This is a genomic window from Segatella salivae DSM 15606, assembly GCF_000185845.1.
GTDB classification, from domain to species: domain Bacteria; phylum Bacteroidota; class Bacteroidia; order Bacteroidales; family Bacteroidaceae; genus Prevotella; species Prevotella salivae.
The window spans coordinates 3118685-3130117 of the sequence record NZ_GL629647.1 but is presented as its reverse complement, the minus strand read 5'-3'; the positions used below and the strand labels follow the sequence as shown (position 1 = coordinate 3130117).

Genomic DNA, 11433 nt, shown 5'->3' with positions numbered 1-11433 from the left:
TGATGAAGATTAAAAGAATTCTTTTGATTATCATTTTGCAAAATTACCATTGTTCATAGATATATGCAATACCTTAAAATGGCGATTTTATAGAATTAGAAATGTCTAAGGTTGATTTTCATTGAAAAAACAACGTAAATACTTTGCTTATATGAATTATATCGCTATCTTTGCAACATCAAACAGAGAGTTCTTTGAGACTTTGCAGAATAAAGAAAGGGAAAGAAACTCGCTCGTTTCTTAGTCGTTCACCTTATCAGATTATATATTCTGCTTTTTATTAGTAATCAGTCGATTACATTCACCCCCATTACTTTTATGCGGAGATTTGCGATTTCCGCACAGCAAAGGATATAGGCATCGATCGTCCCGAAAAAAACGAGATACTCCATAACATTCCGCCGACACCTGAACAGGAGGAGTTTATCGGCAAGTTGATGGAGTTTGCCAAAAACGGTGATGCCACGCTTTTGGGGCGTGCGCCGTTGAGCGAGAGTGAGGAAAAGGCAAAGATGCTGATTGCAACTGATTACGCCAGAAAAATATTTTATAATTTCGTATCTTTCAGATAATCAGTAAAATAAGAAAGAATAAAGGATAAAAGGGTTACGATTTGGAAACGAGCGAGTTTCTTTCCCTTTCTTTATTCTGCAATGCTTCAAAGACCACTTATTTGATATTGCAAAGATACACTATTTTCTCGTGAAAGAATGATGAAATAAAAGATTTTTAATCATTGTTATTCATTATTCTTAATTTTATTTGGAAGAATGCCTTGTAAAGCGTATCTTTGTATCTAATATTCTACAAAGCAGAAAACTAAATCAACATATGAAGGCGATAAATAGAATTAAAGTTGTATTAGCGGAGAAGCAGCTGTCTGGAAAATGGCTTGCTAATGAAATCGGTCGCACCGAGAATACGGTTTCTCGATGGTGTGCCAACAAAGTACAACCTTCTCTTGAAAATCTACTTGAAATCGCAGAAGTATTGAAAGTTGATATAAGGGAACTGCTTAGATCCTCGCAAGATTAATACTATAATTCCCTTTATAAGTTTTTCTAATCATAGAACTTCTCATAATACAAGATTATGTTAAGATAAGACTGTTAAGAGACATGAACAAGAATGATTTGACCGAAGAAGATATAAAGTTGCGTTTCATTACACCATCCATAAACGATGCTGGATGGAAAAACGAATATATTCGAATGGAATACTATTTTACAGATGGTAGAGTAATATTCCAAGGTAAAGTGCATGCACGACAAGCTGGCAAGAAAGCGGACTATCTTTTATTTTATGCTCCTAATAAGCCTATTGCTATTATAGAAGCAAAAGATAATAACAAGCCTCTTGGAGGAGGTATGCAGCAGGCTATGGAGTATGCTCAGATTCTTGATATACCCTTTGCATATAGTTCTAATGGAGATGGTTTTTTGGAACATGACTTTCTTACAGGGAAAGAAACAGAACTTTCGTTGAAACAATTTCCAACGCCTGACTCTTTGTATAAACGACTTCTTGAATCGAAACAGTTGGGTAATGAAACTTTGGAAATAATAGAACAACCATTCTATTCTTCTCCGTACACTTATGAGCCAAGATATTATCAACGCATTGCTGTTGAGCGTACTGTGGAAGCTATTGCCAAAGGACAAAATAGAGTGCTAATAGTTATGGCAACAGGTACGGGAAAGACTATTACCGCCTTTCAAATAATTCATCGCTTGAAAGCCTCTGGCGCAAAGAAAAAAATACTTTACCTTGCTGACCGAAATATTCTGATAGACCAAACGATGGTACAGGACTTCAAACCATTCAAGAAAGTTATGACCAAAATTCAAGGTGCAAGTATCGATCCTGCATACGAGGTCTATATGGCTTTATATCATCAACTGGTTTCTAATGAAGAAGGAGCGGAAGATCCATTCAGGCAGGTTCAACCAACTTTCTTTGACCTTATCATTGTTGATGAGTGTCATCGCGGTAGCGCAAAAGATGATAGTGCATGGCGCAAGGTTCTTGAGTATTTCAATACGGCTACTCAGATTGGTATGACTGCGACCCCAAAGGCAGAAACAGGAGCCAACAATCTTGATTATTTTGGAGAGCCTATTTATACATACTCCTTGTTGCAAGGCATACAAGATGGATTCCTTGCTCCATATCGTGTGACAAACAGTTTTATCAATATCGACTTACAAGGTTTTACTCCAGAAGAGGGAGAAAAAGACTTGTATGACAAGCTAATCGATCAAAAGTTCTATGAAAGAAAGAACTTTGGACGAGATATAGCCTTTGTAAAACGTCGTGAAATAGTTGCACATCGCATAACCAAGATGCTGCATCAATTAGGACGCATGACTAAGACTATTGTCTTTTGCTCTGACATTGAAGAAGCCGAAGCTATGCGTAGCCTTTTGGTGAACATGAATGCTGATATGTGCAAGAAAGATTCACGCTATGTCATGCGTATCACTGGTGATGACAATGTGGGAAAGAAGCAACTCGATAATTTCATAGATGTGGATGAACCTTATCCAACTGTTGTAACCACTTCGGAATTGCTTGCTACTGGTGTGGATTGTAAGACCTGCGGATTAATTGTAATTGACAAGGAGATTGGTTCTATGACGGAATTTAAGCAGATTATTGGTCGAGGAACCCGATTGCGAACTGACAAAGGCAAGTGGCATTTGGAGATCCTTGACTTTAGAAATGCAACAGCCAAGTTCAAAGACTCGAAGTTTGATGGTGATCCAGAGCCTCCTTCTGGAGGTAATAGTAAGCCATATCCTAATCAAGGAGAGGAAGATGGTAAAGGTGGAAGTGTTGGTGAACCATCTCCACACGACAAATACCTTGTCAATGGTGAGAATATCCGTATTAACACAGAGATAGTTTCTGTATTGGGCGAAGACGGTAAGACTATGCGCACAGAAAGCGTCACGGATTTTACGAAAAAGCAAATCTGCAAACGATTTGCAACCCTTCAAGAATTCATCAAAAATTGGAGTGAAGCCGAACGTAAAAGGGCTATCGTGGATGAACTGAAAGAATATAACGTGCTTATAGATGCAGTACGTGAAAAGAATCCTGCCCTCGCTCATGCAGATATATTCGACATTATTTGCCATGTAGCGTATGACCAACCGCCTTTAACACGTAGAGAACGTGCAAACAACGTGAAGAAACGTAACTACTTTGCAAAATACGAAGGCAAGGCTCGTGAAGTTCTTGAAGCTTTGCTTGAAAAGTATGCAAATTATGGCATACTCAATTTGGAGGATGAGAACATACTTGATTATGCCCCATTCAGTCTGATTGGTAAACCACAGAAAATAGTAAAATTATTTGGTGGTTTTGCAAAATTTGAACAGGCATTAAAAGAACTTGAATCAGAAATATATAAATCAACAGCATAATGGCAGTAAACAATATCGTCAAGCGATTACAAAATATCATGCGCCAAGATGCAGGCATCAATGGTGATGCACAGCGTATTGAGCAAATGACGTGGATGTTTTTTCTAAAGGTGTATGATACACAGGAAGAAACATGGGAATATAAGGCAGCAAAAGAGAAAAAAGAATTCAAGTCAATCATTCCAGAAGAATTGCGTTGGCGCAACTGGGCAATTGATGAAAAGGATGGTTCTGCACTTACAGGAGATTTGTTGTTGAATTTTATTAATGACAAACTATTCCCTACGCTAAAGAATCTTGCCGTAACTCATGAGACACCTCGTTCAAAATCTATTGTTAAGGAAGTCTTTGAAGATTTAAACCAATATATGAAGAATGGTATCTTGTTGCGTCAGGTTATCAATATCATCAACGAAATTGAGTTTGATGATGCCGATGATCGCCATATGTTCGGCGACATATATGAAGGCATCCTCAAAGACCTCCAATCTGCTGGAAATGCAGGTGAATTTTATACGCCTCGTGCATTAACAGACTTTATCATTCAACAACTCAACCCAAAGTTGGGAGAAACTGTTGGTGACTTCACTTCTGGCACTGGTGGCTTCCTTACATCAGCACTCAACTATCTAAACAAACAGATAAAGACAACCAATGATGGTCGTTTATTCCAGAATGCTGCTGTAGGTCAAGAATGGAAGCCTCTACCGTATCTTCTTTCTATTACAAACCTTTTGCTTCACGATGTTGAATCTCCCAACATCCGCCATTGTGATTCACTTAGCACAAAAATGTCGGATTTCAAAGAGTCAGACAAAGTTGATGTCATTGCTATGAATCCACCATATGGAGGTAGTACAGATGCTTCTGTGAAGTCAAACTTCCCTATGGCATTCCGTTCCAGTGAGACCGCTGACCTCTTTATGGTTCTTATCATGTATCGTCTGAAGAAAGACGGTAGAGCAGCAGTTATTGTCCCCGATGGATTCCTATTCGGTGCTGATGGCGCAAAATTGGCTATCAAGTCAGAACTGTTGAAAAAGTTCAACTTGCATACTATCATTCGCCTGCCAGGGAGCATCTTTGCTCCATACACAAGTATAGCCACCAACATTCTTTTCTTCAACAATGAGAAAGCGGATGGAGCAGAGGAAGGTTTATCTACCAAAGATATTTGGTTCTATCGTATGGATATGCCTGAAGGTTACAAGCATTTTTCGAAGACAAGGTCAATGAAGTTAGAACATTGCCAGCCTATAATTGATTGGTGGAACGATCGCAAGGAGATTATTAGTGAAGATGGCGATGAAAAATCCCGATGTTTCACTGCTCAGCAACTTCTTGACTTGGACTGCAACTTTGACCAGTGTAAATTTCCAAAGGACGAAGAGGAAATTTTGCCTCCCGCAGAACTCCTTGCAGATTACTTTAAGAAACGTGCTGCTCTCGACCATGAGATTGACTGTACATTGGTAGAGATACAAGAAATACTTGGCATAAAGATAGAAAAAGAATAAGCACTCTTCAATCTTATTAAAATGAAGGATTTGACAGTATCAAATATTGAGCGTCAGAATATACTCAATAACCGTTTTGCCGTAGGCGAGATACAGAATCAATTAGACATCTCTGGAATGCTTTTTGACGGAGAGTATTGGTTGACCAAAAAAATGGTAGCAGACTTCTACGAAGTTGATACATCTACAATAGACCGGTATTTGTCTGCAAATGCGGACGAATTAAAGCACAATGGATATTTTTTATGTAGAGGTAAGCACTTGAAAGACTTTAAGTTACAATTTGCTCACCTTATAAATGAGGCGAGCAAAACTACCCAGCTTGGATTGTTCAATTTCAGAGCATTCCTCAACATTGGTATGCTTCTCACTGAAAGTGAAAAAGCGAAGAGATTGAGAAGTCTGATTTTGGATTTAGTTATTGCAACGATTAATGAGAAAACAGGAGGTGGCACGAAGTTTATCAATCGTAGGGATGTAAACTACATTCCTGCGGCAATAACAGAGGAAAACTATCGTAAGAATCTAACTTCAGCTATTAGTCAATATGTAGATGGACATACAACTTACAAGTATGCACAAATAACAGATTTTATTTATCAAGCTGTATTTAAGGAGAATGCAAAAGAATACAGAGAAATTCTACGTTTGGATATTAAGGACAAGGTGCGGCACACGTTATATGCAGAGGTTCTTCTCGTTATATCTTCATTTGAGAATGGTGTTGGTGCAACTATACAAGAGAGATTTAAGCAAAAAGGAGATAAAAAGCTCTCTGTAGAAGAAGTAGCCCAAATCGTCAACGAGTTGGCAGAGCATCCTATGCAGAAGCCATACCTTAATGATGCCAGAACAAAGATGGCATCAAGAGACTTCAGCTTTAGAGATGCTTATCACGGAAATATAGCAGAATATCTAAAAGCTGTTACACCAGAAGAATTTGAGCGTTTCATTGGAGATCAATCCATTGACTTCGACCATATATTAGAAGGCAACAAAGACGTTCTCAAAAGACTAAAGCAAGCAGAAGATGAATGAAGATATAAAATATATCACTTACGACGAAGCTCTGTCTGTCTATCGTAAAATGATAGATGCGAGCGACGGCGGATTTGAAGGTATCCGCGATGAAGGAGGTATATTAGCCACATTGGAATTTATTCAGAACGACTCATATTACCCGACCTTTGCAGATAAGTTATCGTATTTAGTATTCAAATTCTGTTCTGGTCATTATTTTAACGATGGAAACAAGCGCATAGCTCTGACCCTTGGGGCTTATTTCTTACACAAGAACAATCATCCTTGGGAAGCATGTATCTTTATGCGCCATTTAGAGTTCATCGTTTTCCACGTGGCAGCATCCCATATAGACCAAGATTTACTTCTCCGAATAATGACTTGCTTTGTAAATGGCAGGGACTATGATGAAGAACTAAAAATAGACATCGCTAATGCTATTAGTGGAGATTCATTAGGCATAGAAGGTGAAGACTATTACAAGGAAGGTTAAATACGATAAGAAATAAACAAAAATGAAAGATATATTTCGATATATATTAGTCCTCATGTTCTTGATTGTGGGAAATTCAATCAATGCGCAGACTGTTGCGTACACATACAAAGCCCTTGCAGCCGAAGGGTGTTATATAAAGTATAGTGTTGCAAAACAGGACTCCTCTTATTATATCATTGCAACAGTTCGGTCTGACAGGATGAATTTTCTTAGTCAACCAACAATGAAAATGCGCACATTCAATGATGATGTACTTGAATTTAAAGGCGTGGTTATTGGAAATGGTAGTGAATCAGCTGGTATAGTGTCTGGTAATATGGTCATACCCGTTACGGAGACAAGCTCTACTGCTCAATTCAAAGTGGATCCATCTGATTTTGAGAAGATAAATGATGGCGTGGCAAAGATTCGTCTGTCTATGACACCGATGAATCATGAGCGGACTTTCAAGAAAGATAAAATTGGGAAGAAACTGTATCAGTTCTTCTTGAAGGTAAAATCGCAAGATGATGATTTCTAAAAGTAATTAGTTATGAATGGCAAGCAATTAAAAAACAGCATACTCCAGTGGGCCATACAAGGCAAACTGATTCCCCAAGATCCAAATGATGAGCCTGCGTCAGTACTTCTCGAAAAGATTCGAGTAGAGAAAGAGCGTCTTATCAAAGAGGGGAAAATCAAACGTGACAAGAAAGAATCTATCATTTATCGCGGTGAGGACAATTCCTATTATGAGAAGATACTTGCCACAGGGAAAGTGAAATGTATTGATGACGAGATTCCATTTGAGATTCCTAACGGTTGGGAGTGGACACGCATTGGTAGTGTGTTTAATCATGCTAGTGGAAAACAACAAAGTAGTAATAAGAATATTGGAACCCCACAGAAATTTATTACAACATCCAATTTATATTGGGGGTATTTCATCCTTGATAATGTAAAAATTATGAATTTTACAGAGGAAGAAATAAAAAGATGTTCTGCAACCAAAGGTGATTTACTTGTTTGTGAAGGTGGTGCAGGCTACGGTCGTTCTGCAATTTGGCACTTTGACTATGATATTTGTCTTCAAAATCATGTTCATAGATTACGCCCATATATAAATGGCATCTGTGAATATGTATATTACTTTATCTACCTATTAAAAGAAAGCAATAACTTAACCTCGGTAGGAACTGCAATGCCTGGACTTTCAGCGAATCGTTTAAAAGGATTGCTATTACCATTCCCTCCTCTTTCTGCTCAAAAGAGAATTGTTGCTCAATTAGGAGTACTTTTACCCCTAATAGCAAAATATAGCGATGTTCAGAACAGTTTGGATAAGCTGAATATTACAATAAATGATAAGTTAAAAAAATCCATACTTCAAGAAGCCATACAGGGTCGGCTTGTTTCACAAGATCCGACAGATGAGCCAGCCTCAATCCTACTTGAAAGGATAAAAGCAGAAAAGGTGAGACTTGTGGAGGATGGCGTCTTGAAGGAAAAGGTCTTGGTGTCGAGCACCATATTCAAAGGTGAGGATAACAAGTATTATGAGCAAGTCGGCTCTACAAGACTTGACATCTCAGAGGTAATTCCATTTGAAGAGCCTAATGGCTGGAGGTGGTGCCGTCTAAAGGATATATGTAGCATTTTCACAGGTGCGACTTTCAAGAAAGAGGACGCTACAATGAATGGCATTGGAATTAGAGTTTGGCGTGGAGGAAACATTCTTCCTTTTGCACTAATAAATAAGCCAGATGATTTGTATCTGCCAAATGAAAAGGTCAAAGATAATATATTACTAAAAAAGAATGACATAGTTACACCTGCCGTAACAAGTCTTGAGAATATCGGTAAAATGGCAAGGACAGAATATGATATGCCTCATACGACTGTTGGCGGCTTTGTTTTTATTATTCGTCCGTTCTTTAGTGTGGATACCTTATCACAATACTTGCTCAACCTTCTGAGTTCTCCTATACTGATAGAGTATATGAAGACCATAACCAATAAGTCTGGGCAAGCATTCTACAACATTGGGAAGGAGCGTCTTGGACAGGCATTGCTGCCAATTCCTCCACTCGCCGAGCAAGAGCGTATAGTAGAAAAAGTGTCGCAAACATTCGACAAGATAAAGGTATAATTAGCCCTTTATCTTGTCGGTTAGTAACTTAACTTGCTTGGCTATTCTCATTTGTTCCTTGCATGGAGGAATGCCAATGACCAAAGAGTAGAAAATTTCTTTGTTAAGATGAGGAACGGCAGCACCTTTCTTTGAGTTGCGAAGCAAATCTTTATAGAACTGGATAAAATAGAGAACGTATGGGAGATGCATTGCTTCACTAACCCATAGTTGTTTGAAAGTACTACCCATATATCCATCGCATGGAACAGGAAATACCTCACCAGAGTTTTCACCATCTACAAGGATTATATTATCACCTGTTCTTACGAACTTGCCTTTGCATAGTAAATTTCCTGTAGATTTGCCTCGGAGGTATTTGGCATCTAAGCAAACGAAGTTCCCTTCACGCTTCTCACCATCTATAAGCCTACATATATGGGCAAGTCTGACTACTTCCCAATGGTTAGGAAAATCATAATCTGTTTCTATTTGTTGAGAAGTTCCACCGACTTGCTCATAATACTTGTTATTCTCACCTTTATAGATGATACTTGTTTGCAAATCTTTTTTCTTCAAGATGCCTTTCTTTACGAGCCTCACCTTTTCTGCTTGTATCTTGTCGAGCAATGCTGATGCAGGCTCATCATTTGGGTCTTGTGGAACAAGCCTCCCTTGAATTGCCTCTTGAAGAATTGACTTGTGTAGTGAAGGCTTCAGTCCTTGATTAAGTTTTTCGAGAAAATCTTGTTTTTCTCCAAATCTGTTAACAACGGGGATAACCTCGGCAATTTTCTCAATTATTCTTTTCTGCTCGGCATAAGGTGGTAGGGGAATGATATTGTTATAGATACTTGCGGTACCAAGTTCTATCTGATTTGTGCTTCCTGAACATCGTTCTTCCAACCCAATCTGTATGAATGGAGAAATAAGATAATAATAAATGTACCTTGAAGAGACAAGTTTGTTAGTTCGTACAACGGTAACATGAGAGTCTGCGACAAACTTGGTGTATTTCTCAAATACATATTTCTCAATATATCCCGTTCTTCCTACTGTACCGCCACCAGTTGAATTAACGATAACATCTCCGACTTGTAGATATTGTTCTTCTTTATATTTTTCAATAAAGGCTTTATCTGAGAACAAACATCTATCTGTGTAGATTCTATCCCATTGGTTACATTTCTGAGCCATTATAGGAAGAATCTTATCGTTACCATATCTCGGAGATTTTCCTCTGTGAAGATAGTTGCAAATAGTACCGAGCCTGCACCAGCCCCATGAAGACGGCACCTCAAAAGGTATCTCCTCGTCAATACACTTCATCTCCCCTGTGGCAAGTATCTTCTCATAATAGGAATTCTATGAATTTGTCAGTGCTATATATTATTAGTGATAGCAATCTTTTTTACTAATAATATATTAAAATGAACATTGAAAATTTTGAAATGTATTTGCGCCGAGGGAATATGTCGGAGAATACGATTGCAGCTTATCTTTATGCTGTAAAAGAGTATTATTCTCGAAACAAAGAGTTGAATAAGCGTAATTTGCTCGTTTATAAAACCTATCTTATTGAGAAATTCAAGCCTAAAACAGTAAATCTCCGTATTCAGGCAATAAATAAGTATCTTGATTATATGGGCAAATCTCGCTTGAGGCTTAAATCCGTCAAAGTGCAGCAGCGTAGTTATTTGGAAAATGTAATCAGTAATGCAGACTACATTTTCCTGAAAAATAAGCTAAGAAAGGAGGAGAACCAAGAGTGGTATTTTGTTGTTCGTTTCCTTGCTGCCACGGGAGCAAGGGTCAGCGAACTAATACAAATAAAGGTAGAGCATGTGCAAATAGGCTATTTTGACATTTACACCAAAGGTGGTAAAATACGCCGTATCTATATTCCAAAGTCTTTAAGCATAGAAGCCAACGAATGGCTTGGTAAAGTCAATCGCATGACAGGTTATCTTTTTCTCAATCGCTTTGGCGAACGTATTACAACAAGAGGAATCGCACAACAGTTAAAGAATTATGCTGCGAAATATGGATTGAATGAAAAAGTAGTTTACCCTCATTCGTTCCGTCATCGTTTTGCCAAGAATTTCCTTGAAAAGTTCAACGATATTTCTTTGCTTGCCGACCTTATGGGACATGAAAGCATTGAAACCACCCGTATTTATCTACGTCGCACAGCCAGTGAACAACAGGCTATTGTCGATAAAGTAATTACTTGGTAGCTTCCTTTATCTGATATTTTATCGTTAGAACAATAGCCTGTTCTTGTAATCTGACGATGGCTTTAGAAAAGGCTTCAAGTTTGTGGAGCATTCTTTGAGCAGTAGCGGCAGAATGATAACAGTTGAGTGTCTTGACTGCTTCGTTATAGAGAACACCAATCTTGTGAATTTGAGATATTATGTTAGAGAGTTCACGCAAGTATTTCTCATCTGACTTGTCTTCTGTGATAACCTTGAATGACTCTCCAAGTAATCTTGCCCTTAGATAATCACTCTTGGTTTTTGCTCCCGACTTTCGATAAAGATTGATGACTTTTTGTTGGTCTTCGTAGTTGGATAATCTGATGTGCCATCTGTCCCATTTGGGGCAGGTGGTACATCTGCCGTCTGGCTTGTTTGTTTTCTTTCTTTTCATCGTTTCTATGTTTTCTAATCACGACTTTGGAGTGATTTATCTCCCCTTTCGGGGCAAGGGGCTTTGTGGGACAAATGGCAATTTGTGGTACAAAGACACACCTTGCCAGTATAAAGAAAGAGATAGTTTGTTATGTCCCATAAAGTAACCTTCCTGGAGTGCTTTTGATAGACGAGAGTTCAAAGTTCAAGAAGTAAGTCAAGAGATAAGTTT

Annotated in this window: 10 protein-coding genes and 1 pseudogene; 9 read left to right on the top strand and 2 right to left on the bottom strand. The window is 38.3% G+C overall.

The genetic code is table 11. The features are described 5' to 3' along the window. Positions 1-314 precede the first annotated feature (314 nt). From HMPREF9420_RS15035 to HMPREF9420_RS12145, 8 genes and pseudogenes are all read left to right on the top strand, one after another. Positions 315-572, top strand: a pseudogene (locus HMPREF9420_RS15035) (helicase); the annotation flags it as partial. 259 nt (positions 573-831) lie between these two features. After that, positions 832-1035: a helix-turn-helix transcriptional regulator gene (locus HMPREF9420_RS12175; RefSeq protein ID WP_007136032.1), complete on the top strand. Its 204-nt coding sequence runs from the start codon at positions 832-834 to the stop codon at positions 1033-1035. Positions 1036-1118: 83 nt separating this feature from the next. Next, the gene (hsdR, locus tag HMPREF9420_RS12170; RefSeq protein WP_007136031.1) at positions 1119-3428 is read left to right on the top strand and encodes an EcoAI/FtnUII family type I restriction enzme subunit R; all 2310 of its coding nucleotides are present in this window, start codon (positions 1119-1121) and stop codon (positions 3426-3428) included. Further along, complete coding sequence (locus HMPREF9420_RS12165; RefSeq protein ID WP_007136030.1) at positions 3428-4945, top strand: class I SAM-dependent DNA methyltransferase; 1518 nt, start codon at positions 3428-3430, stop codon at positions 4943-4945. The genes hsdR and HMPREF9420_RS12165 overlap by 1 nt, the downstream gene beginning before the upstream one ends. Positions 4946-4966: 21 nt before the next feature. Beyond that, complete coding sequence (locus tag HMPREF9420_RS12160; protein WP_007136029.1) at positions 4967-5983, top strand: hypothetical protein; 1017 nt, start codon at positions 4967-4969, stop codon at positions 5981-5983. Next, the gene (locus tag HMPREF9420_RS12155; RefSeq protein ID WP_007136028.1) at positions 5976-6458 is read left to right on the top strand and encodes a Fic family protein; all 483 of its coding nucleotides are present in this window, start codon (positions 5976-5978) and stop codon (positions 6456-6458) included. Before HMPREF9420_RS12160 ends, HMPREF9420_RS12155 begins: the two co-directional genes overlap by 8 nt. Positions 6459-6480: 22 nt before the next feature. Further along, on the top strand, positions 6481-6981 hold the full coding sequence (locus tag HMPREF9420_RS12150) for a hypothetical protein (protein ID WP_007136027.1): 501 nt from the start codon (positions 6481-6483) through the stop codon (positions 6979-6981). Positions 6982-6993: 12 nt separating this feature from the next. Further along, positions 6994-8589: a restriction endonuclease subunit S gene (locus tag HMPREF9420_RS12145; RefSeq protein WP_007136026.1), complete on the top strand. Its 1596-nt coding sequence runs from the start codon at positions 6994-6996 to the stop codon at positions 8587-8589. Here HMPREF9420_RS12145 and HMPREF9420_RS13720 read toward each other — a convergent pair whose 3' ends face one another. Then, positions 8590-9897: a restriction endonuclease subunit S gene (locus tag HMPREF9420_RS13720; RefSeq protein ID WP_007136025.1), complete on the bottom strand. Its 1308-nt coding sequence runs from the start codon at positions 9895-9897 to the stop codon at positions 8590-8592. It abuts the gene before it with no gap. A 101-nt stretch (positions 9898-9998) separates the two neighbouring features. On the opposite strand from HMPREF9420_RS13720, the gene HMPREF9420_RS12135 reads away from it, so the two are divergent. After that, a complete protein-coding gene (locus HMPREF9420_RS12135) occupies positions 9999-10805 on the top strand; it encodes a tyrosine-type recombinase/integrase (protein WP_007136024.1) in 807 nt (268 codons plus the stop codon). On the opposite strand, the gene HMPREF9420_RS12130 is transcribed toward HMPREF9420_RS12135, so the two are convergent. After that, complete coding sequence (locus HMPREF9420_RS12130) at positions 10795-11220, bottom strand: plasmid mobilization protein (RefSeq protein ID WP_007136023.1); 426 nt, start codon at positions 11218-11220, stop codon at positions 10795-10797. The genes HMPREF9420_RS12135 and HMPREF9420_RS12130 overlap by 11 nt on opposite strands. Between the last annotated feature and the right edge of the window lie 213 nt (positions 11221-11433).

Coding starts and splice junctions, on each gene's coding strand:
- HMPREF9420_RS13720 (WP_007136025.1), bottom strand. CDS start 9,897: ATGAAGTGTATTGACGAGGAGATACCTTTTGAGGTGCCGTCTTCATGG.
- HMPREF9420_RS12135 (WP_007136024.1), top strand. CDS start 9,999: ATGAACATTGAAAATTTTGAAATGTATTTGCGCCGAGGGAATATGTCG.
- HMPREF9420_RS12165 (WP_007136030.1), top strand. CDS start 3,428: ATGGCAGTAAACAATATCGTCAAGCGATTACAAAATATCATGCGCCAA.
- HMPREF9420_RS12160 (WP_007136029.1), top strand. CDS start 4,967: ATGAAGGATTTGACAGTATCAAATATTGAGCGTCAGAATATACTCAAT.
- hsdR (WP_007136031.1), top strand. CDS start 1,119: ATGAACAAGAATGATTTGACCGAAGAAGATATAAAGTTGCGTTTCATT.
- HMPREF9420_RS12150 (WP_007136027.1), top strand. CDS start 6,481: ATGAAAGATATATTTCGATATATATTAGTCCTCATGTTCTTGATTGTG.
- HMPREF9420_RS12155 (WP_007136028.1), top strand. CDS start 5,976: ATGAATGAAGATATAAAATATATCACTTACGACGAAGCTCTGTCTGTC.
- HMPREF9420_RS12175 (WP_007136032.1), top strand. CDS start 832: ATGAAGGCGATAAATAGAATTAAAGTTGTATTAGCGGAGAAGCAGCTG.
- HMPREF9420_RS12130 (WP_007136023.1), bottom strand. CDS start 11,220: ATGAAAAGAAAGAAAACAAACAAGCCAGACGGCAGATGTACCACCTGC.
- HMPREF9420_RS12145 (WP_007136026.1), top strand. CDS start 6,994: ATGAATGGCAAGCAATTAAAAAACAGCATACTCCAGTGGGCCATACAA.